The organism is Sorangium sp. So ce119 (assembly GCF_051524405.1).
Classification (GTDB): Bacteria; Myxococcota_A; Polyangia; order Polyangiales; family Polyangiaceae; genus Sorangium; species Sorangium cellulosum_G.
This window is the reverse complement of the sequence record NZ_CP150310.1, coordinates 1,588,183-1,609,338: the sequence shown is the minus strand read 5'-3', so window position 1 is coordinate 1,609,338 and position 21,156 is coordinate 1,588,183. Positions and strand designations below refer to the sequence as shown.

Below are 21,156 nucleotides of genomic sequence, written 5' to 3'. Positions count from 1 at the left end.
AGGCGAGGGTTGCGCCGGCGGCCGACAGGACGCAAGCGGGCTCGACCAGCGAGGGCGCTAGTCTCGCGGCACCCGGCGCGACAGAACGACGCCCGGCAGCGACGCCGCGAAGGCGATCGCGAAGAACGCGGTGAACCCCACGCGGGCGGCCAGGTACCCGCTGACGCTGCCGGCGAACGTCGCGGAGACCGACATGAGCGCCGACCCGATCGCGAAATGCGACGACTTGTACCCGTCCACGCAGCGCCGCATCAGGAACACCACGAGCACCGCCGTGCCGACCCCGGCGACGAACTGCTCGAGCGTGACGAGCGCGACGATCCACGGGAGCGTCGGCCGCGACCACGCCAGCGCCACGTAGAGCAGGATGGCCAGGCTCTGCACGAGCGCGATCGGGAAGATCGTCCGCGCCAGCCCCCACCGCTTGATGAGCACGCCGCCGAGCGTCGAGCCGGCGATCGAGGCGACCGTCCCGACCCCGCCCACGTTGCCCCGCGCCGCCGTGTCGAGGCCGAGGCTCTTGAGCAGCGGCGACGACATCGCGAACATGAGCGCGTCGCCGGCCCGATAGCAGAGGATGAACGCCAGGCTCGACGCGATCCGCGGCTGGCGCAGGAACACCCGGAACGGCTCGACGTAACGCAGCAGACCGGCCGCGCGGGGCGCGGTGGCCCCCGGCGCCGCAGCAGCGCCCGGCGCGCGGTCGACCGGCAGCGCGGCGACCGCTCCGGGCGGGGCCGCCGCCGCAGCGGGCCGCGGCAGCGCCACCGCGTGCGCGCCCGCGAGCAGCGCGAGCCCGACCGCGGCCACCGCGAAGGACGCGCCGAAGCTCGCCCAGCCCGCGAACGCGACCAGCAGCGCGCCCGCGAGCAGCGCGAGCCGGTAGGCCCCGACCCGCAGCCCGGAGAAGGCAGCCTGCGCGTCCTTGTCGAGCGCCTGCAGATAGAAGCCGTCGACCGCGATGTCGTGCGTCGCCGCGGCGACGGCGACCAGGCCGAACAGCGCCGCGACCAGCCCGAGCGCGCCGCTGTCCGCCGCCGCAGCCAGCCCGAGGAGGATCACCGCGAGCGCGATCTCGCACCCCACGAGCCAGCGCCGCGAGCTGCCGTGGAGGTCGACGAGCGGGCTCCAGAGGAACTTGAGGTTCCACGGGAGCCCGTAGAGCGACACGAGGCCGATGATCTCCAGGCTCGCCCCCGCGGCCGTGAAGAACTCCCCCGCCACCTTGTGCGCGATCGCGTAGGGCAGCCCCTCGGCGAAGTAGGTCGACGAGATCCACAGCCCCCGGCTCGCTCCTCGCGCCGCCGCGCCGGGCGCCGCCGCCGCGCCGGGCGCCGCCGCCGCGCCGCGCGTCGCCTCCGGAGCGCCGCGGCTCGCGGCCTCCGCCTGCTCGGGCAGCGCGGCGCGCGCCGGGACAGCGGGTTCGACGGGCTTGTGGGATGTGACGACAGCCTCCACGCCTTCTCCGCGCTTCTCCACGCGTTTACGCGCTCTTACGTGCCTTTACGTGCGTCCACGCACCCTTACACGAAGCGCCCGGGGGCGGAGCAAGTTCCAGGACGCGCGCGCGTCGTGCGTCGTGCGTGGTCAAAGAGAGCTCGCAGACCGCCGCGCCGGGCAGCGTGGACGTGGGCGCGAGGACGCTGCGCGCTCCATCGCGAGCGACCCTGTGGTATCGGTCCGGCATCTGGTTTAACGGTGGACTGCATGCGACGGGCTCGCGCTCTCTCGGTGTCCCCCTGCCGTAACCGCCGCGACGCCGATCGCGGCGCTCCGTGGCGGATCGGCCGTGCGGCCGCGCTCGCGCGCGCCGCCCTCGCGCCGACCTGGCAGGCGGCCTGCCCATCTCCGGTCTTTCCGAGGGAGCGAGCGTGAACGAGTACACCCGGCGCGAGGAGGTCCGCGCCACCTTCATCGCGTCGGCCATCCTCGTCCTGTGCATCGCCGCGGCGGTCCTCCAGCTCGTGACCGTGGAGGGCAGGCTCATCCCCGACCCGAGCGCCCGGCGCCAGGCGGAGGAGTCCGAGGCCCGCATCGCCCCCGCGCGCGCCTGCGCCCTCGCGGGCGAGAAGCTCATCGGCGAGATCGAGGTGTTCAAGAAGCTCGCGGACGCGGCGCGCATGTCCGACCCCGAGAAGCCCGGCGCCGGGGGCGCGCTCAAGAACCTCGAGCCACGCGCGCCCGCAGGCGGGGAGCCCGCAGCGCCGACGACGACCACGAGGACGCGCCCGCTGCGCAACCCGCCGCCGCCGAGGCCCAGCGAGCCCGACAAGCAGCTCGCGTGGGCCTCCGCCCAGCCGGTCTACAAGCAGGCCAAGATCCTGGCGGGCTGCCGCGAGGCGACCGACGCGATCCTGGGGGCGCGGGTGAGCGCGATCCCCGCCTGGGACGCCATCGCCAGGGCGGCCGCGATCACGCCCCCCGGCGCCGCGGAGACCGAGCAGTTCGAGGCGGCGAAGCAGCTCCTGTCGCTGCTCGGCGACATCCCCGCCGACAAGGTGGCGCAGGCCACGAAGGACGCCGAGGCCGCGTACAAGGCGACCGCCGAGCGCGACCGGGAGCGCGCGCTCACCGCGATGGTCCGCGAGCCGCTGCCGCAAGGGGTCTTCTCGCGGCGCGTCGCCGTGAGCGTCGGCGTCGGGCTGACCGTCTGCGCGCTGCTCATCAGCTACCTGGGCGTGCGGGCCGCCTCGATGCGCCGCCTCGCCACCCTGCTGCCGCTGCGCGACGCGGTGCGCAGCGGGCGCCCGGGCATGCAGGCCGCGGAGATCCTGAAGACCGCGGCCGCGCACAACAGCGGCGAGCCCGGCATCGTGATCGGCGCGGCCATCGGCGGGCTCTCCGCCGCCCTCCTCGCCCCCAAGGACGCCGATCTCTTCGTCGCCGGCGTCATGGCCGGCCTCCTCATCGGCCTCGGCGCGCAGTGGGCCTTCCGCCTCGCGCTCGGGGCGAGCCGCTGGCGCGCCCGCGCCACCGAGCTCGCCGACGTCGAGAAGCCCGCCATCCCGATCGTGCTCGTCCTGAGCGGGGTCAAGCCCGGCCTGGAGCCGGAGTTCATCCAGTTCCTGCGCTCGCTGCCCCCCGCCGACGCGGCCGCGGCGGTCGAGAAGCTCGCCTCGCAGGCCGAGGAGCGCATCCTCGCCGCCGCCGACGCGGGCGCCGCCCTCCACCAGGGCAAGCCGCCGCCGCGGTGACGCCGGCCGGCGCGGGGGAGCGCCGCCGGCCCCCTGCGCGCCGCCTGGCTCGCGCGGAGCGCCGCGGCGGACAGGGCGGAGGCGGCGCCCTTGCACCGAGCGCTCGATCCACACGCCGTTCCATGGAATGGAGGCCAACCCGACATGAGACATCCTCTGCAGGCCCGCCGGCCCCTCGGGCGCTGGGCGCTCCTCCCGCTGCTCGCCGCCACCTGGTGGCTCGCCGCGCCCCCTGCAGCGGCGCAGGACCCGGCCGCCCCGCAGGCCAGCGCGCCGCCGGAGCCTCCGCCGGCGGCGCAGGCCGCGCCGCCGGCCAGCCCCCCGCAGGCCGAGAGCCCCCCGCAGGGCGACCAGCCCCAGGCCGAGAGCCCTCAGCAGGTCGAGAGCCCTCAGCAGGTTGACCGCGTGCCGGCGACGGACGCCGCCGGCGCGGAGGCATCGCCCTCCACGGCGGGCGGCGCGGCCGCGGGTGATCGCGCCGAGCGGAGCCCGGCGCGGCGCGAGCGGCCCGGGGCGACGAGCAGCCGCTCCGCCCCTTCGAAGAAGCGCCGCGGCGACATCAACCCGTGCATGACGCCCGACCCGGGCTGGGGCGTCTACGACCGGTGGTCCCGCGCGCCCTCGATCGGGCAGATGATCATGCCGCACCGCGGCGGGGTCACGAAGCGCGGCGGCTTCGACCTCATCATCCACTTCCACGGCCACGAGGCGCTCCGGAAGGAGTTCGTCAAGACGGCCGAGGGCGCCGTCCTCGTCGGCATCGATCTCGGGATCGGCTCCGGCGCCTACACGAGCGCGTTCTCGGCGCCGTACGTCTTCGAGAACCTGCTCGACAGCATCGAGCGCGCCGTGGCGAAGAAGACCGGCAAGAAGAAGGCGTACGTCCGGAAGCTCGGCCTCTCGTCGTGGAGCGCGGGCTACGGCGCCGTCGAGCAGATCCTGCGGCAGCCGGCCGGCAAGCGCGTCGACGCGCTGGTGCTGCTCGACTCGCTGCACGCGGGGTACGTCGACGAGCAGCAGCGCAAGCTCAAGGTCGCGCAGATCGAGCCGTTCATCGCGTTCGCGCGGCGCGCGGCGGCGGGCGAGGCGTTCATGTTCATGAGCCACTCCTCCATCCTGCCGCCCGGTTACGCGTCCACCGCGGAGACGGCGGACTTCATCGTGAAGCAGCTCCGGGGCAAGCCGAGGGGCTCCTCCCGGCGCGACGTGCTCGGCCTCGACATGATCCAGCGCTACGACCGCGGCGACTTCCACGTCCGCGGGTACACGGGCGACGACAAGCCCGACCACTGCGCCCACCTCGGCCTGATGGCGGACGTCATGCGCGTCCACATCAACCCGCGGTGGAAGACGCCGAGAGGACGGCGCTAGATGGGCGGCATCGGCGTCATCATCAACCCCCGCTCGCGCCAGAACCTGAGCGATCCCCGCGCCGCGTTCCGGCTCGCGCGCACGCTCGGGGACCACGGCGTCGTCCGCACCGCGCGCACCCGGGAGGACCTCGCCCGCATCGCCGAGGACTTCCGGAAGCTCGACATCGACGTGCTCGGCATCTCCGGCGGCGACGGCACGAACCACGTCACCATCACCGGCTTCCTCGACGTCTACGAGGACGAGCCGCTGCCGCCGATCGCCTTCCTGCGCGGCGGTACGATGAACACCGTGGCCAACGCCGTCGGCGTCCCGCGCGGGCGCCCCGACGGCCTGCTCGCCGGGCTCATCGCCCGCTACACCGACCGCGGCCGCCACCCGCTGCGCTGCATCGAGCGCCACGTGATGCAGATCGGCGCCCACTACGGCTTCATCTTCGGCACCGGCTGCGTCCACGGGTTCATCGCCGAGTACAACCGCAGCGAGGAGCGGAGCGCGATCTGGGCCGCGAAGGTCCTGGCCCGCGCGAGCGCCGCCGTGCTCCTCAACACCGACACGCAGGTCGCCGCGCGCTGGCAGGGCCGCGTGCACTTCGAGGACGGCTCGGCGTTCCCCGACCGCGACTACCTCGCCGTCGCCGCCGGCACCGTGGACCAGATCGGCCTCGGGTTCCGTCCGTTCCACCGCTACGACGAGCTCCCGGAGAGCTTCCACATGCTGGGCATCCACACCACCGCGCTCGGCTTCGTGAGGAAGCTGCGCGACGTCTGGCGGGCGCGGCCGATGGGCGAGGAGCACACCTTCGAGAAGATCGCGCGGCGCGCGGTGCTCGAGGCCAGGTCAGGCGTGGTCCATTACGTGTGCGACGGCGACGTCCATGAGCACAGGGGTCCGCTCACGGTGCGCATCGGGCCCCGCGTGAGGATCCTCGTGGAGCACAAGGCCGGCCACCGACCCGTCGGAGGTCGTCGCACGTTGCGCGACGTGTGTGCCCCGGGCCACGACGCGCCCGCTCGCGGAGGCCGCGCGCCGTCGGGGTGACCGCGCGCGCCGTTGCGCTGGCCACGTACGTTGAGACCACGCGCGGATCCGCCTCGCGATCGGCCGCGCGAGACCATGGCTGTAGGGAGCGAGCACGGATAGAATACGCTCGCTCCATGCCGCCGCGCTCAACCTCCGCGCCCGCCCCATCGACGGGCTCGACCCTGCGGGCTGAGGACGGGAGCCGCCCCTCCCCTTCTTCGGCGGCGTTCCCGCGCGCGAGCGCCCCCGACTCGAGCGACATGGAGCCGCTCGATGTGTCGCTGCAGTCGCCGCCGCTCCCGTCCTTCGAGCCGTCGCCCTCGCGGTCGACGCGGCGCATCTACCGCGAGGGCGACGTGATCGGCGGCAAGTACCGGCTGCGCTACGTCCTCGGCGAAGGCGGCATGGGCATGGTGTGGCTGGCCCACAACGACGTCCTGCACATCGACGTGGCGATCAAGTTCATCCGCCGCGAGGTCAACTCGACCGAGGCGACGCTGCGCCTCGCGCAGGAGGCGCGCGCGGCCGCGCGCATCGATCACCCGTCGATCGTCCGGGTGCTCGACTTCGGGGAGTCCGATCACCGCGACCCGTACATCGTGATGGAGGTCCTCCGGGGAGAGCAGCTCGTCGAGGCGATCGAGCGCCGGAAGCGCTTCGCGCCCACGGCCGCGCTCCGCATCCTCCTGCCGATCGCGAGCGCCCTCGCCGCCGCGCACGATCGCAGGATCGTCCACCGCGATCTCAAGCCCGAGAACATCTTCCTCGTGAAGAACGACCGCGGCGACATCACCCCCAAGATCGTCGACTTCGGCATCGCGAAGGTGTGGAGCGAGACCGCGGGCGGCGACGTGACCATGGCGGGCACGGTGCTCGGCAGCCCCGACTACATGTCTCCCGAGCAGGCGCGCGGCATCACCGACGTCGACGGGCAGACCGACGTCTGGGCCTTCTCCGTCGTGCTCTACGAGACGATCACGGGCCAGAAGCCGTTCCAGGGCGGCAACTACCACGACCTCGTGGCGGCGATCCTCGTCAAGGACGCGACGCCGATCACCGAGCTCGGCGCCGGCGACGCGGCGCTGTGGAGCATCATCGCGCGCGGGCTCGCGAAGGAGCGCTCCGGTCGCTGGCGGACCATGCGCGACATGGGCGTGGCGCTCGCGCGGTGGGCGACCGAGCAAGGCGTCGAGGAGGACGTGACCGGCACCTCGATCGCCGTGCACTGGCTGAGCGACGGCGGGCAGCGGCCGCTCTCCGAGCGGCCGGCCACGCGGGTGCCGAGGGGCAGCGTGGGCCAGGAGACGCTCGCGAGCGGGGACGTCGCTCACCTCGACGTCGCCCACCTCGACGCCGCGCGCCTGGACGTCGCGCGCCCGAACGGCGGGCGGTGGCTCGTCGCGCTGCTCGCGGTGGCGGCGATCGCGGTGCTCGGCGCGCTCGGCCTCGCGCTCTTCTCCCAGCGCGCCGCGCCCTCGCGCGACAGCGGCGCGGACGCCCCGCCGGCGGCGCAACCCACGGCGCCGCGAGACGCGCCGCCCCCCGCCTCGGCCGCGGCCTCGCCGCCCGTCATCACCCCGGGCGCGGCGCCGCAGCGCGCTGCCGCGCGGCAGCCCGACGGTCCGCAGCGCGCCGCCAGCGAGCCGCGCCGCGATCCGGCGGGCAGCGGCGCCGCGGACGCCGGCGCCAAGGAGGCCGCGACGCCTCCGCGGCCCACCGGCGCGCGGCGCGCCGCGACCCCGCGGACGAGCCCGAAGACATCTGGCGCCGCCCTGCCGGTCCCGGCCCGGCCCAACTTCTGACGTCGATGCCCGCCCAGGAGAGCTCCGCGCGCGGGAGGCGACATGGCGAGGCCACGCTCGGCGCGCGCTGGCCCCTGCTGCTCGCGCTCGCCGTGCTCACCGGCGCCTGCTCGCTGCTCGCGGACAGCGCCCTGTCCGACAAGCCGTCCGAGGCCGCCGGCCCCGGCGGCGGTTGCGCGCCGGACTGCCCGGCCGGCGCCTGCTGCGGCGGCGCGTGCGTCGACCTGAGCGGGGACGCGGCGCACTGCGGCGCCTGCGGCAACGCCTGCGACGCCGGCGAGTCGTGCTGCGGCGGATCGTGCACCGACGTGCTGAACGACCCGTCGCACTGCGGCGCCTGCGGCGCGCCGTGCCTGAACACGCTCTGCGTTGGCGGCCACTGCTCGTCCGAGTGCGTCTTCGGCTTCGACAACTGCGACGGGAACATCGTGACGAACGGCTGCGAGGTCGACCTCACCAGCGATCCCGAGCGCTGCGGCGGCTGCTCCCTCCGGTGCCCCTCGGGCGCCATCTGCGACGCGGGCCAGTGCGCCTGCGCGCCGCCGCTGCTCGACTGCGACGACCGCGACGACACGGGGTGCGAGATCGACGGCTCCTCGAACCCGGAGCACTGCGGCGCGTGCGGCGTCACCTGCGGGCCCAACATGGAGTGCCAGACGAGCGCGTGCGGGTGCAAGCCGGGGTACGGCGACTGCAACGGCTCGCCCGACGACGGCTGCGAGGCCCCGCTCGGCACGAGCGCGCACTGCAGGGGCTGCGACGACGCCTGCGCGGCCGGCATGACCTGCGATCTGCCCGGCGGCTGCGCCTGCGCGGACGGGCTCCTCGACTGCGACGGCGCGCCCGGCTGCGAGTCCAGCAGCACCGACCCGATGACCTGCGGCGCCTGCGGCGCGCCGTGCGATCCGGCGACGCCGTACTGCGACGGGACGAGGTGCGCCGTCGCGTGCGCCGCGCACCTCACGACGTGCGGCTTCTCGTGCGTCGACACGCAGCGCAGCGCGAGCCACTGCGGGGCGTGCGGCGTCGCGGCGGGGCCGCACCAGCACTGCGAGAGCGGCGCGCTGGCCTGCGACGCGGGCTTCGACGACTGCGACCCGGCCGCCCCGGGCTGCGAGACCGAGATCGCCCGCGATCCGCTGCACTGCGGCGGCTGCGGCGTCGCTTGCAAGCCGGGCGCCGCGTGCGTCGAGGGCGCGTGCGCGTGCGAGGGGTTCACGCCGCACGACTGCGGCGACGCCTGCCGCGCCTGCTGCTCGGACGCGGACTGCTCTGACGGCGACGGCTGCACGACGGACGTGTGCGTCGAGGGCGGCGCGGCGTGCCGGAGCACGGGCTGCGCCGCCGGCGAGCAGTGCTGCAGCCTGGTCGCGTGCCGCCAGTGCTGCACCAGCGCCGACTGCAGCGACGGCGAGATCTGCTCCGGCGGCGCGTGCATCCCGCCCTGCGCCACCGGGCTCGTGGCCTGCGACGGGGCGTGCGTCGACCTGGGGTCGACCGACCACTGCGGCGCGTGCGGGAACGCGTGCCTGAGCGGGCGCACCTGCAAGAACGGCGCGTGCACGCCCCAGTGGGTGCCCATGGCGAAGACCGGCGCGCCCGCGCCGCGGCAGCTGGCCGCCGCGACCTGGGTCGGGAGCGCGCTCTTCGTGTGGGGCGGCCGCACGGCGACCGGCGACGTGGACGACGGGGCGATCTACGATCCGGCGCACGACAGGTGGTCGTCGCTCGGCCGCGACGGCGCCCCCACGCCGCGCGTGCTCGCCTCCGCGGCGTGGACCGGCTCCCGGGTGCTCGTGTGGGGCGGCGGCTCGTTCGGGAGCATGTCCGGCCTGTCCACCGGCGGCGCCTACGACCCGGCGGCGGGCGCCTGGCGCGCGATGAGCACCGCAGACGCCCCCGCCCCACGGCGGGCGCCGATCGCCGTGTGGACCGGGACGCGCCTGCTGATCTGGGGAGGGCACGCGGGCGGCTTCCCCGTGGCCGGCGGCGCGCTCTACGACCCGGTCGCCGACGCGTGGACGCCGACAGCGAGCGCCGGCGCGGCCCCTGCGCGCGACGGCGTCGCGTGGGCCTGGTCCGGCACGGAGCTCTACCTGTTCGGCGGGCAGGCCGGCGGCGGCCCGACGAGCGAGGGGCACGCCTACAACCCCACGACCGACGCGTGGCGGGCGCTGCCAGGCGCGGGCGCGCCGAGCGCGCGGCGCGACGCGTTCGCTGTGTGGATGGGCAACCAGCTCCTCGTCTGGGGCGGCGTGGGCGAGCGCGGCGCCGCCCTCGACGACGGCGCGAGCTACGATCCGGCGACCGGCGCGTGGAGCCGGATCACGGAGGCGGGGCAGCCCTCCGAGCGCGGCCGCGTCGAGCGGCTCACCGGCTGGACCGGCTGGACCGGGACGCGCGCGCTCATCGCGGGCGGGTGGAACGGCTCGATGTCCAGGAGAGACGGGAAGCTGTACGACCCGCTGAGCGGGTGGGCCGCGAACATGCCGTCCGCCGACCGGACGCACAGCTACGGCGTGGGGGTCTGGACGGGGACGGAGCTCATCCTCTGGTCCGGGCTGAACGGGCCCGGGCTCACGCCCGACGGGGAGCGGTTCAGGCCGTGACGCCGCGTCGACATCGCCGCGCGCTCGCGGGCGCCCTCGCCCTCCTCGTCGCGGCGGCGGGGGTCCTCTCCGCGCCGGCGCCGGCCGCCGCGCAGAGCGCGGCGGACGTCGCGATCGCGCGCGAGATCTTCATCGAGGGCTCCGAGCTCGCGCGGCAGGGCCGCTGGGAGCAGGCGCGGGAGCGGTACGAGCGCTCCCTCGCCATCAAGCGCGCGCCGATCACGCTCTACAGCCTCGGGGTGGCGCAGCAGCAGACGGGGCAGCTCGTCGAGGCGCTGGAGAGCTTCCGCGCCTTCCTGCTCGAGCCGTCCGCGCCGGCGACGAAGGAGTACGAGCCGCTCGCGCGGCAGGCGGCGCAGGACCTCGAGCGCCAGGTCGCGGCGCTGGACCTCAGGCTGTCCCCAGCCGACGTCGCGGGCCTCGAGGTCAAGATCGACGGCGGCGTCGTGCCCGCGGCGGCGCTCGATCGACCCCGGCCGCTCAACCCGGGGAGCCACACGGTCGCCGTGAGCGCGCCGGGCTACCGCGAGGCGCGCCGCAGCCTCTTCGCGGCGCCGGGGAGCCGCGTCGTCGTCGTGCTGAGCCTGGAGCGCGAGGCCGCGTCGGCGTCCGCGGGGCCGCGGGCGTCGAAGGCGAGCGCGCCGCTCGGCGGCGCCGCCTCGAGCGCCGCGCCCGACGCCGCGACGAGCCGCGTCGTGCCGATCGCGCTGCTCGCCGGCGGTCTGACCACCGTCGCTGCCGGCGTGGCCATCGGGCTGCTCGGGGTCGCGAGCGCGTCGGACGCGCCGACGCGCGACGGGGACGCGGCCGACGCCGCGCGCGCCCAGGCGCTCGCGGGCGACCTCGTCGCGGGCGCGGGCATCCTCGCGGCCGGCGCCGGCGTGCTCGTGCTGCTCCTCGATCGCCACCCCGCCGGCGCGCCGGCCGGGAAGGCCCCGCCGCGCGCCGCGCTCGGCCCGCGCGGCCTCACGGTGCTCTTCTGAGCTTCCGAGCTCCAGCGCGCGGGGGAGATCGCTACGCCTTCGGCATCTCGCTGCGGTCGAGGCTCACAACGACGAACGCGCCGTAGTTGAGGATCGTGAGCGAGTCCTCGTCGAGGATCAGCACGCGGACGCACTGGGGCGGGGACGGGTCGAGCAGGTCGGCGTAGGGATCGCACGGCGCCTCCTCCGCCGGCGGCAGCACGGCGTGCAGGAACGCGTACAGCCGCGCCCGATGGCCGAGGACGATGCTCGCGCCCGGCGGATCCGCGCGGGTCGACGCGGCGCTGCGGAAGAAAAGCCGGCGCGCCGCCGGGGACACGACGAGGATCGCCGCGTCGGTCACGTCGAGCGCGCTGCATGTGCACAGCTCCTCCACGCGATCGCTCACGGCCGTCTCCACCGTCTGGAACAGCCGGAGCCGCCGCCGCTGCCCCTCGGTGAGGCCTGGCTCCTCGAGGTAGGCCTCGAGGCTGCACCCGTGCGTGTTTCGCGCGCACCCGTAGGTCATTCCGCCTGCACCGTGGCTCCGCCTGCTTGCCCGATCCGTCAGCCGGGTCGGACGGCCGTCACGCCTCCCCGCACGGGCGCTCATGCACGGGATTAGCCAACGCGCGCTGCGCGGCCGCGCCGCTCGGGTGCGCGCCGCGGCTGTCCGGATCTTCCAGCCTGGCGACCAGCGACCAGGACGCACGCCCTCGTCGCGGGCAGCGGTGCAGGCGCAGGGGAACGAGATCGAGGGGCGAGCGCCCGCGCCCGGTGCACAGCGGCGAGCGCGGCGCGCTCACACCACCCGATGCGCCGGGCCGCCGGACCGAGCCTGGAGGCGGCGCCGGGGCCGCCCCCGGTCGGCCGGCGCTGCGGGGCTGTCGCCGCCGTCGCGGCGGCCGGCGCTACGGAGCCGCCGGGGCGGCGGCCGGCGCTACGGAGCCGCCGGCCGCGGCGAACTTCGCCGTCAGCTCCACCTGGGCCACGCTGCGCTGGGCGCCCGGCTGGCCGCTGCCGCCGGGCGGCACGAGCAGCGCCTGGAGCCGCTGCGAGGCGTCGGCGGTCCCCGGCGCGAAGGTCGACGGCGACCAGGCGAGCGTGCCCTTGCCCGAGGACTCGAGCCGGTCGATGGTCAGCGTGACCTCGCCGTTCGGGCCCGGCAGCTTGAGATCGGCGCCCTCCGCGTACTGACGCGTGTCGACGCTGATCGAGACGACGTCGCCCTCCACCTTCTCGATCTTGAAGACCCGGTACCGCAGCACGGGGAGCTGCGCGCCCGACGCCACGGCGCGGTCGGTGACCATCCAGTAGGCCCCCGCGCCGACCGGCTTCTCCGGGAGCGGCGGCGTGACGAGCGCGATCGCCTCCCCGAGCGCGGCGAGGAGCGGCTGGAGCCCGGGATCGGCGTCCTTGGCCAGCTCGGGCTTCTGGTTGCTGACCGCGTTCGCCGGCGAGAGGTCGTAGTGCAGCGCGCTCCCCTTCAGCTTCGCGAGCGCGTCCGCGAGCTCCTTCGGCGGGCCGCCGATCGACATCGACGCGAGCGTCGCCGACGTGACCTTCGCGATCACCTTCGTCGGCCCCGCGCTTGCCGCGGGCGCGGCCGCGCCCTCCTTGGGTTTGTCCGCCGGCTTCTCTGCCTTGAGGCTCACGCCGAGGTCGAGGTTCGGCATCCCCTGCGGCCCGCCCATGCGCAGCCCGAGCGTGATGTTGAGCTTTTGCTCGGATTTCGGGTCGATCTTCGGGGCGAGCCTGGCCCTCGGCTCGCTGCCCTCGTCGACGACCTCGATCTTGTAGGGCATGTCCTTCGGGAGCGCGGCGGCCGCGGCCTGCGGCGAGAACACGCCGTTCTCCGGCGGGCCGTCCGTCGGGCCGCCGCCCGGCGCGGGCCGCCCCTCGGCGGGCGCGCCCGACGCCGCCGCCGCGAGCTCCGCGCCGAGCTTGCCGCCGAGCACCGGCTGCGGCGGGCCGGCGTCGAGCGCGTTCGCGTCGGCGGCGACCTGCGCCTTGCTCTTGTCCCCCTCGCACCCCGCGACGAGCCCCGCCAGGGCGACCGCCGCGAACGTCGAAGCCGTGATCCCGCGCCACCGAGTGTGCATGACGGCGGGGTGTAGCCAAATCCCGCGCCATGTTCCAGCGCGCTCTTGCGCCGGCCGGCCGGCCGCGGGTCGCGGCGCCCCTGCCTCAGCCCCGCCGCGCGGCCTTGAGCCCGCCGATGTGCTCCAGGAGCTCGAGGGGCCGGAACGGCTTCGCGTAGTAGGCGGTCGCGCCGAGCTTCTCGGCGCGGGCGCGCGACTCGGCGTCGTCGAGGGCGCTGATCACGATGATCGGCAGGCTGGAGGTGCCGGGATCCGCGCGGAGGCGGGCGCAGACCTCGAAGCCGTCCATGCTCCCGGGGAGCATCAGGTCGAGCAGCAGCACGTCGAACGGCTCCGTCAAGGCGCGCTCGACCGCCTCGGGGCCGGTGCCGACGCCGATGACCTCATGGCCGCTCGCGCCGACCAGCGCCTCGATCATGCGCCGGATCGCGTCCTGATCTTCGCAGAGGAGGATTCGCATGGTCGCGAGCCCAGGGAGGGTCGCACCCGCGCCGCCGCGCGGTCAAGCGGGAACGCCCCCGCCGCGGGCATCGCGCGGGGACGCCCCGCCGCGCTGCCCGCAGCGGGCTACGCGCGGCGAGGAGCGCTCCTCGATCGCGCGTCGCCGGCGGGCGGACGCAGGGCGAGCTCGATGCCCACGCGCGCCCCGCCGCCCTCGCGGCGCTCGGCGAACGCGCGGCCCCCGTGCGCCTCGGCGATGCGCTTGCACAGCGTCAGGCCGAGGCCGAGCGAGCCGCGCTCGGCGCCGCCGTCGCTGCCTTGCGACCGCTCGCGCCGGAAGAACGGCTCGAAGATGCGCGTCTCCTCGCCCTCCGCGAACCCGGGCCCGCGGTCCTCGACCTCGAAGACGACGCTGCGCGGACCGCCGGGACGGACCCGCACCCGATCCGCCCCGCCCCCATGCGCGCGCGCGTTCTCGAGCAGGTTGGCGAGGGCGCGCGCGAGCAGCGTCGCGTCCGCCTGGAACGCCGGCGTCCCCTCGACGACCTCGAGCAGCGTGGGATCCAGCCCGGCGCGCTCCACCGCGCGGACCGCGGTCTCGGCCGGGTCGAGGCGGGTCAGGGTGAGGGCCGCGAAGTCGAGGCGCGAGCTGGCCAGGAGATCGCCGACGAGCGCGTCGATCTCCATGACCTCGCGGTCGAGATCGTCGAGCACGGGGGCGCTCGTCCCGCCACCCCCGCGGGCCATCTCGGTGAGCAGGCGGATCCGCGCGAGCGGCGTGCGGAGCTCGTGCGACACGGCGGCGAGGAGCTCGCGCTGGTCGGCGAGCTGGCGCTCGATGCGCGCAGCCATGTCGTTGACCGCCTCGGCGACCACGCTGACCTCGCCCTGCCCGTGGCGGTCGAGCCGGACGCGGCTCGACAGCTTGCCGGTGCCGATCTCGTGGGCGACGTGGGCCAGATCGACGAGGGGGCGGGCGAGGCGGCGCGAGATGAGGCCGGAGGCCGCCCACAGGACGACGGCCACCGCGAGCAGCGGCAGCGCCAGGCGGAGCGACGCCCCGGAGCGGCCGCGCCCGGGGCAGAGGAGCACGGTGCCGAGCGGACCGCCGTCGCCGCGGACCTGCACGATCATCGCCTGCACCCGGCAGGGCTGGCCGTACCGCGCGAGCCTCCGCCCCGTCGCGTCGAGCAGCTCCAGATCGGTGTCGAAATCCTCGGCGATCACGCGGGCGAGGGCGTCGCGCGCCACGGGATCGCCCCAGACGCGCTGGAACTGGTGGCCCACGAACGACTGGGCGCGGGCGTGCTCGCGCCGCCAGCCGGAGTTGCCGACGCGATCGATGGCGCCGGTCGTCGCGATCGCGGCGACCGCGGTGATGAGGATGGTCGCGCCGAACCACATGAAGATCCGGCGGTGCAGCCGCGCGTTGACGAAGCGGCCGATCGAGACCTTTCGCCGGTTCTCGGAGAGCCAGGACCGGCAACCCTTCACGCGCGGTCCTTGGCGAGCACGTAGCCGACCCCGCGCACGGTCTTGATGAGCTTCGGCGACCTGGGATCGTCGGCGAGCTTCTGCCGCAGGTGCGAGATGTGCACGTCGACCGTCCGCCCACCGACGTTGACGTCGCCGCGGCCAGCCTCCTCGAGGAGCGCCTCGCGGGCGACGACGCGGCCGGCGCGCCGCGCGAGGGCGACGAGGATGTCGAACTCGATGCCGGTGAGATCCGCGGGCTTGCCCGCCACGGTGACCACGCGGCCGGGCACGTCGATCGCGATGTCGCCGGCCACGATCCGCTCGCCGGCGGCGTCGGGCGTGGCGCGGCGGAGCACGGCCCGGAGGCGCGCGAGCAGCTCGCGCGGGCTGAACGGCTTCGCGATGTAGTCGTCCGCGCCGATCTCGAGGCCGACCACGCGGTCGGCCTCGTCGCCGCGGGCGGTGAGCATGAGGATCGGCATCGAGCTCTTCTGCCGGATGCGGCGCACGACCTCGATGCCGTCCATGCCGGGCATCATCACGTCGAGCAGCACGGCGTCGAAGGTGCCCGCGGCGAGGGCCGCGAGGCCGCGCGCGCCGTCGCTCGCGACGGTCACCGTGAAGCCGTTCTGCTCGAGGTAGCTCGCGAGCAAGCCGTGGAGCCTGGTGTCGTCGTCGATGAGCAGGAGCCGCAGCGCCATGGAGGGGACCCGGGTGCAGGGGCGGCAGCGCGCGGCCGCCGCTCCCCGTGTTTATAGCTCAGCGGCCCGCGCCGGTGTCGGCCTCTGACGATCCGGATCGCGCGGGCGAGTCGCCCCGCGGCGGGCGGCGTTCGGCGCGCTCCGAGCGCTCTGCCTGCCGCGCGGCGTCCACGCAGAGGGATGCGACGTGTCGCTGGAAGGCGTCGCGGCGGGCCTCGGTCCGGCAACGGAGCGAGGAGAAGCCGGAGGCGAAGCCGAAGACGGTGCCGAGGACGAGCAGCGTGATGGTGATCTGGCGTCGCATGATGGTCTCGATGCCTCCTTCACGCCCACTCGCCGTGGGTCCTGTAGGGATCGGCGTGATGGCCGCGCCACCCGGCCCTGCCCGACCACAGATCGCGGAACGCGGGCGGCCCGATCTCGATGAGATCGGCGAGCTGCTCGCGCTGGCGGTCGTCGAGCACGGCGTGGATCTTCCCGAGCGCGCCGACCGAGGCCCTGCGCAGGGACTCGATCGCGGCGTCGTGCCGCGCGAAGAGCTCGCCGAGGCGGGTCTCGTCGAAGCTCGGGCTGCGCACCGCGGCGGCGACGTCCACGCGCGTGCCGCGGATCTCGCCCCGCTGCGCGTCGGCGGCGGCGCGGAGCTCGTCGATGGCCGAGACGATCACCTTCTCCTGCGACGGGGTGGTGCCGAGCCGGTCGAAGAGGAACGACAGGAAGAAGCGGCGGCGAAGGCCGAAGCCGCCGAAGCCGCGCCGGCGGTGGACGTGCGGCCCGGCGCCCCAGGGGCCGGCGCCCCAGGGAGCGCCGCCGCAATCGTACCGGCCGCCGCGCCGCAACACCGCGATCAGGCCGATCAGACAGGCCGTTCCAACCAGGAATCCCAACATGATGAATACCCTCCGTGAGCGTCTCCGCTGTCGATCCGTGCACGGGGCAAGTGCGCGCGGCCTCGGTTCCTCGGAACGCGAGCGCGACCCCGGCGGCAGCGCCGGCGCCGCAGACGCGCGGCCCCGGACTGCCAGGGCTCGGGCCGCAGACGCGCGGCCCCGAGCCACGACGAAGCTGCGCAGGGCGTGTGAAGGATGTGCGGGAGCGCGTGTGAAGAAGTGTGAAGCCAGCGGATGCGGCGCGGCGACGGAGCGACACGCCGCGAGCCAGCCAGGTGACGCGGCAGCGAGCGACGCGCGGCGCCCGCGACGGAGCGGCGCGCTACGTCCTGTCGGACGGTTTTCCGCCCTCGGACAGCTCCAGCGCGTCGAGGCCGTCCAGCTCGGCGTCGAGCTTCTTCTCGGCGCCCGCGACCGCCCACGGGTTCGTGCGCTCGCTCTCCGCTCCCGTGTCCTCGTCTCCGTCGCCGTCCTCCGCTTCGAGATCGTCGAGCGACTCGACCCCGGCCGCGGCCGGCGCGGCGCTCGGCGCGGGCGGCGTTGATGCAGGCGGCGTCGACCCGCGCGGCGCCGGCGGCGCGGGCGGCGTCGACCCGCGCGGCGCGGCGGGGGGCGCGGGCGGCGTGGATGCGCGCAGCGCGGGCGGCGGCGGCGGCGTCGACCCGCGCGCTGCCGACAACGCGCCGGGGTCGCTCGGGAGCCTGCCGCGCGCGGGCTCGCCCCCCGGAGAGGCGCCCGCCGCGGCAGCGCCCGGCGCGGACGACGGCCTCGTGACGATCGCGCTCGGCGGCGTGATGTTCCCGGCGGCCCTCGGCGTCGCGGCCGAGCCGCTCGGCGGGCTGCCCACCGAGGCAGCGAGCCCCCCGGGCGGCGAGCTCGCGGCGCCGGACGAAGCCCCGGTCGGAGCGGCGGGCTTGCCAGCCGAGCCGAGGTCGGGCGCCCCGCCCGCCGAGATCGAGATGGGAGCCGACACGGGCGTGCCGCCGGACGAGGCGGGGCCCGACGCCGGCGCCGACACCGGCGCGCCGGCCGCCGTCGCGCCGCCCGGCGACGCGGGAGCCGACGCCGCCGGCTTCGACGCTGTCGCGCTCCCGGGCGACGCGGGGCCCGACACAGGCGCGCCGGCCGCCGTCGCTGTCGACGCGGTCGCGCCGTTGCGACCGGAGGACAGCTCCGCGGGCGCCGCCTTGGGCGCGTCCGCCTTCGGCGCGGCGCGCGACACGTCGAAGCGCATCGCCTTCTGCGCGAGCTGCACCACGGGGAGGATCTCGCGCGGCGGGATGTTCGCGGCGATGACGTCCGGCCCGGCGATCGCGAGCTCGCCGTCGGCGTGGAACGGCACGCCCGGGCGCTCGCGCTCCTGCTTGAGCCGCGCGTTGTCGATCGCGACGCGGACCTCGAGCGGGATCCGGGTCTGCCAGAGCCGGCCGTCGATCGCCGTGCGCACGTCCCACGGCGTCAGGATCGGCGTCCTCCCGATGCCCTCGAACGGGCTCCGGTCCGCGAGCAGCGCCTTGAGCAGCCAGGCGACGATCTCCTGGTGCTGCGGCGTGTCCTCGTCCCACGGCATCGACTCCCGGAAGAACTGCCAGTACGCGCCGGCCGGGCCGTAGACGGCGAGATCGCGCGGGTCGAAGGCGGCCTCGAACGCGCGCGGGGTGATGTCGCCCTCGTCGATGACGGAGTCGATGAGCGCGCCCTGGAAGTCCGGCGTCTTGCGGCGCGCGGCCCGCGGCGAGAGGCCGGTGAGGGACGTCGTGATCTGCTGGCGGATATCGCTCCGCTCGCGGAACCAGCCCATCCGCTCGACCGCGCCGAAGCGCTCGCGCAGCTTGACCGGCGTCCACCAGGGCAGATCGAGCTCCCGCAGCCGCGCCACCAGCTCGGCGACGAGCTGCAGCGCGGGCTCGCTCGCGAGGTGCACGCGCGCCTCTCTCCTCAGCGTCTCGTCGTCTTTGCTGTCAGGATCCCGGTGCTGCAGCGATCGCTCCGCCATCGTTCCTCCGTGTCCCCCTGGCCGCTCTGCTGCATACCAGAACCGGATCCGCGACGGACAGCCCGCGCGCGCCGCCGCGCAGCGCGCTCCCGCGCCGCGCGGGCTCTCCGACGCACTACAGCGAACCGTCAGCGTGTCGTTGTGCAACCACGCGCGAACGTCTCACCGTCGCTTCCGCGGAGCGCGCCCATCACCGTGGCTTCCGCGGAGCGCGCCCGGCGAACGAGGGCGACGGCGCGCCGGGACGCCGAGCGGCGCGCCGGGAGCCGATCCGCAAGGCGCCCCCTCCGCGTGGCCGACGCCAGCGCCCGGGGTCACCCGGCCGCCACGCGCGCTCCGTTGGCGCTCGGCGGCGCTCGGCGCCGGGTCGATTCGGGCTAGGCTCTCGCGGCCATGCAGGACGCGGGTGAGAGCGCGCGCGGGCCCGCCGCGCGAGGGTTCGATCGGCTGGAGCGCCCCGGGCGAGGGCTCGCGCCGTGGACGCGACGCGTCGCGTGGTCCGCGGCCGAGGCGATGCTCTGCGACGAGGACGAGCGCGGAGAGCTCGTCCCGCCCGGCGCCGGCGTCTGCGAGCGCGCGGTCGCGGCGCTGGACCTCTCGCTCGGGCAGGGGAGCCCCGAGACGCGGCGCGGCTTCGCGCTGCTGGCCGTCTGCCTCGAGATCCTGCCGCTCTTCATGATCGGCGCCGTCAGCCGGATGAGCCGGCTCCCGCTCGGCCGGCGGCTCGCCTACCTCGAGGCGCTGGAGTCGAGCCGCTTCGGGCTGCTCGCGATGCTGCTCCTCGCCTTCAAGGTGCCGCTGTGCATCCCGGCGTTCGAGGAGGGAACGGAGCTCGCGCTCACCGGCCTCGACCGCGAGAGCACCGCGGCGCGGCGCAGGCTGCCCGCGCTCCGCGCCGCCGCGGACGCGCCGCTCGCGACGCCGCGCGACGGCGCGCGCGCGCAGCCCGCCGACGCGACGAGCGCGCCGGGCGCAGAGGGGGCGGCGTGAGCGGCGCGATCGCGTCGGGCGAGCCGATCGTCAGCGGGCGCGACCTGCCGGCGGGGTTCGACGAGGCGTGCGACGTCGTCGTGGTCGGCTCCGGCGCCGGCGGCGCTGTCGTCGCGGCGCTGCTCGCCGAGGCCGGGCGCCGCGTGATCGTGCTGGAGGAGGGCCCCTACCACCGCCCCGACGAGTACCAGCGCTGGAAGCCCAGCGAGTCGCTGCGGCGGCTGTTCCGCGACGGCGGCATGCTCACCGCGTTCGGCGTGGGGCAGACGCCGATCATCTCCCTCACCCTGGGGCGCGCCGTCGGCGGATCGTCGGTCGTGACCGGCGGGGTCTGCTTCCGCATCCCGGGGAGCGTCCACGCGCGGTGGGTGCGCGAGCTCGGCCTCGACGAGCTGTCGGAGCGCGCGCTCGAGGCGGCGTACGAGAGCGTCGAGGAGCGGCTCCACGTGCGCGAGGTCCCCGAGGCGCTGCGCTCGGCGTCCACCGCGCGCTTCGTCGAGGGGGCGGCGCGGCTCGGCATCCCGATGCGCCCGCTCCGCCGCAACACCGGCGACGCGTGCGAGGGGAACGGCCGGTGCAACTTCACCTGCCCCGCCGGGGCCAAGCGCTCGGTCGACGTCGCCTACCTGCCGTCGGCCACCGCGCGCGGCGCCCGCGTCGTCGCCGACGCGCTGGTCGAGCGGATCACCGTGGCGCGCGGGCGCGCCGCCGGCGTCGAGGGGCGGCTGCTCGGCGGCGAGCCGGGCGCGCCGCCGCGGCGGTTCCGGGTGCGCGCGAAGGTCGTGGTCGCCGCGTGCGGCACGCTGCACACGCCGCTGCTCCTCGGCGCGGCGGGCGCGTTCCGGTCGAGCGGCGCGCTCGGCCACGACGTGACGCTGCACCCGGCGGTGCGCGTCGTCGCGCGCTTCGACGACGCCCTGAACGGCTGGGACGGCGCGCTCCAGAGCGTGTACTCCGACCACTTCGACGCCGAGGGGATCAAGCTCGTCGGCGTGTACTCGGCGGTCAACGTGCTCGCGGCGGGCCTCCCCGGGGTCGGGCCCGCGCTGCGGCGGCGCGTCCGCGCGCTCCCGCGCTGCGCCGTCTTCGGCGCCATGATCCACGACGAGGGCGGCGGCCGCGTCCGCCGTGGCCTCGGCCGGGAGCCGATCGTCACGTACGCGATGGCGCCGCGGGACCTCGCGCGGCTCCGCCGCGCCATCACGATCCTGAGCGAGATGGCGATCGCCGCCGGCGCGCGCGAGGTCTACACCGCGCTGCTCGGCGCGCCGCCGATCACATCCATGGACGCCGCGCGCTCGGCCGAGCGCGCGCCCGTGGACGCGCGCCGCATCGAGTGCATGGCGTTCCACCCGCTCGGGAGCGCGCGCGTGGCGAACGACCCGCGCCGCGGGATCGTCGACCAGAGCGGCGAGTGCTTCGAGCTGCCGGGGCTGTTCGTGGCGGACGGCTCCATCCTCCCGACGAGCATCGGCGTGAACTCGCAGGTGCCGATCATGGCGATGGCCACGCGCATCGCGTGGCGGATGGCCGAGCGCTTCCCGGCGCTCGCGGCGGCGAGCCCCGCGTAGGGGCGAGGGGCGCGGTGCTAACGTGTCG

The 21,156-nt window shown here is 75.8% G+C and carries 17 protein-coding genes; 8 read left to right on the top strand and 9 right to left on the bottom strand.

Annotation, left to right across the window (positions count from 1 at the left end):
- Positions 1–57 precede the first annotated feature (57 nt).
- A complete protein-coding gene (locus tag WME76_RS06395; RefSeq protein WP_437959300.1) occupies positions 58–1,458 on the bottom strand; it encodes an MFS transporter in 1,401 nt (466 codons plus the stop codon).
- Positions 1,459–1,871: 413 nt separating this feature from the next.
- On the opposite strand from WME76_RS06395, the gene WME76_RS06390 reads away from it, so the two are divergent.
- The 6 genes from WME76_RS06390 to WME76_RS06365 all read left to right on the top strand — a co-directional run bounded on the left by WME76_RS06390 (position 1,872) and on the right by WME76_RS06365 (position 10,982).
- Positions 1,872–3,194 (top strand): hypothetical protein, encoded by a 1,323-nt coding sequence (locus WME76_RS06390; protein WP_437959299.1) that lies wholly within the window; start codon positions 1,872–1,874, stop codon positions 3,192–3,194.
- Between the two features lie 144 nt (positions 3,195–3,338).
- Positions 3,339–4,565, top strand: coding sequence for a hypothetical protein (locus WME76_RS06385; protein WP_437959298.1), 1,227 nt, complete (start codon positions 3,339–3,341; stop codon positions 4,563–4,565).
- Positions 4,566–5,606 (top strand): diacylglycerol/lipid kinase family protein, encoded by a 1,041-nt coding sequence (locus WME76_RS06380; RefSeq protein WP_437959297.1) that lies wholly within the window; start codon positions 4,566–4,568, stop codon positions 5,604–5,606.
- Positions 5,607–5,848: 242 nt separating this feature from the next.
- On the top strand, positions 5,849–7,390 hold the full coding sequence (locus tag WME76_RS06375; RefSeq protein WP_437959296.1) for a serine/threonine-protein kinase: 1,542 nt from the start codon (positions 5,849–5,851) through the stop codon (positions 7,388–7,390).
- A gap of 5 nt (positions 7,391–7,395) precedes the next feature.
- Entirely contained in the window at positions 7,396–9,999 is a 2,604-nt protein-coding gene (locus WME76_RS06370) for a Kelch repeat-containing protein (RefSeq protein ID WP_437959295.1), read from the top strand.
- Entirely contained in the window at positions 9,996–10,982 is a 987-nt protein-coding gene (locus tag WME76_RS06365) for a hypothetical protein (protein ID WP_437959294.1), read from the top strand. The genes WME76_RS06370 and WME76_RS06365 overlap by 4 nt, the downstream gene beginning before the upstream one ends.
- A gap of 31 nt (positions 10,983–11,013) precedes the next feature.
- Here WME76_RS06365 and WME76_RS06360 read toward each other — a convergent pair whose 3' ends face one another.
- From WME76_RS06360 to WME76_RS06325, 8 genes are all read right to left on the bottom strand, one after another.
- Positions 11,014–11,490 carry a hypothetical protein gene (locus tag WME76_RS06360; RefSeq protein ID WP_437959293.1) on the bottom strand — a complete coding sequence of 159 codons (477 nt, stop codon included), beginning with the start codon at positions 11,488–11,490 and terminating at the stop codon, positions 11,014–11,016.
- A 382-nt stretch (positions 11,491–11,872) separates the two neighbouring features.
- A complete protein-coding gene (locus tag WME76_RS06355) occupies positions 11,873–13,063 on the bottom strand; it encodes a hypothetical protein (protein ID WP_437959292.1) in 1,191 nt (396 codons plus the stop codon).
- An 85-nt stretch (positions 13,064–13,148) separates the two neighbouring features.
- The gene (locus tag WME76_RS06350; RefSeq protein ID WP_437289971.1) at positions 13,149–13,523 is read right to left on the bottom strand and encodes a response regulator; all 375 of its coding nucleotides are present in this window, start codon (positions 13,521–13,523) and stop codon (positions 13,149–13,151) included.
- A 107-nt stretch (positions 13,524–13,630) separates the two neighbouring features.
- Positions 13,631–14,998: an ATP-binding protein gene (locus WME76_RS06345; protein ID WP_437959291.1), complete on the bottom strand. Its 1,368-nt coding sequence runs from the start codon at positions 14,996–14,998 to the stop codon at positions 13,631–13,633.
- On the bottom strand, positions 14,995–15,681 hold the full coding sequence (locus WME76_RS06340; RefSeq protein ID WP_061619168.1) for a response regulator transcription factor: 687 nt from the start codon (positions 15,679–15,681) through the stop codon (positions 14,995–14,997). Before WME76_RS06340 ends, WME76_RS06345 begins: the two co-directional genes overlap by 4 nt.
- Before the next feature lie 58 nt (positions 15,682–15,739).
- Positions 15,740–15,985 (bottom strand): hypothetical protein, encoded by a 246-nt coding sequence (locus tag WME76_RS06335; RefSeq protein WP_437959290.1) that lies wholly within the window; start codon positions 15,983–15,985, stop codon positions 15,740–15,742.
- A gap of 19 nt (positions 15,986–16,004) precedes the next feature.
- On the bottom strand, positions 16,005–16,571 hold the full coding sequence (locus WME76_RS06330; RefSeq protein ID WP_433935121.1) for a Spy/CpxP family protein refolding chaperone: 567 nt from the start codon (positions 16,569–16,571) through the stop codon (positions 16,005–16,007).
- A 322-nt stretch (positions 16,572–16,893) separates the two neighbouring features.
- A complete protein-coding gene (locus WME76_RS06325) occupies positions 16,894–18,567 on the bottom strand; it encodes a hypothetical protein (protein ID WP_437959289.1) in 1,674 nt (557 codons plus the stop codon).
- A gap of 393 nt (positions 18,568–18,960) precedes the next feature.
- Between WME76_RS06325 and WME76_RS06320 the strand changes: the two genes are divergently transcribed.
- On the top strand, positions 18,961–19,557 hold the full coding sequence (locus tag WME76_RS06320) for a hypothetical protein (protein ID WP_437959288.1): 597 nt from the start codon (positions 18,961–18,963) through the stop codon (positions 19,555–19,557).
- Entirely contained in the window at positions 19,554–21,128 is a 1,575-nt protein-coding gene (locus WME76_RS06315; RefSeq protein ID WP_437959287.1) for a GMC family oxidoreductase N-terminal domain-containing protein, read from the top strand. Before WME76_RS06320 ends, WME76_RS06315 begins: the two co-directional genes overlap by 4 nt.
- Positions 21,129–21,156 lie beyond the last annotated feature (28 nt).

Bases quoted from the DNA above. Each gene is read 5' to 3' on its own strand.
- WME76_RS06385 (WP_437959298.1), top strand. From the start codon at position 3,339: ATGAGACATCCTCTGCAGGCCCGCCGGCCCCTCGGGCGCTGGGCGCTC.
- WME76_RS06380 (WP_437959297.1), top strand. From the start codon at position 4,566: ATGGGCGGCATCGGCGTCATCATCAACCCCCGCTCGCGCCAGAACCTG.
- WME76_RS06375 (WP_437959296.1), top strand. From the start codon at position 5,849: ATGGAGCCGCTCGATGTGTCGCTGCAGTCGCCGCCGCTCCCGTCCTTC.
- WME76_RS06370 (WP_437959295.1), top strand. From the start codon at position 7,396: ATGCCCGCCCAGGAGAGCTCCGCGCGCGGGAGGCGACATGGCGAGGCC.
- WME76_RS06360 (WP_437959293.1), bottom strand. From the start codon at position 11,490: ATGACCTACGGGTGCGCGCGAAACACGCACGGGTGCAGCCTCGAGGCC.
- WME76_RS06355 (WP_437959292.1), bottom strand. From the start codon at position 13,063: ATGCACACTCGGTGGCGCGGGATCACGGCTTCGACGTTCGCGGCGGTC.
- WME76_RS06350 (WP_437289971.1), bottom strand. From the start codon at position 13,523: ATGCGAATCCTCCTCTGCGAAGATCAGGACGCGATCCGGCGCATGATC.
- WME76_RS06340 (WP_061619168.1), bottom strand. From the start codon at position 15,681: ATGGCGCTGCGGCTCCTGCTCATCGACGACGACACCAGGCTCCACGGC.
- WME76_RS06335 (WP_437959290.1), bottom strand. From the start codon at position 15,985: ATGCGACGCCAGATCACCATCACGCTGCTCGTCCTCGGCACCGTCTTC.
- WME76_RS06330 (WP_433935121.1), bottom strand. From the start codon at position 16,571: ATGTTGGGATTCCTGGTTGGAACGGCCTGTCTGATCGGCCTGATCGCG.
- WME76_RS06325 (WP_437959289.1), bottom strand. From the start codon at position 18,567: ATGGCGGAGCGATCGCTGCAGCACCGGGATCCTGACAGCAAAGACGAC.
- WME76_RS06320 (WP_437959288.1), top strand. From the start codon at position 18,961: ATGCAGGACGCGGGTGAGAGCGCGCGCGGGCCCGCCGCGCGAGGGTTC.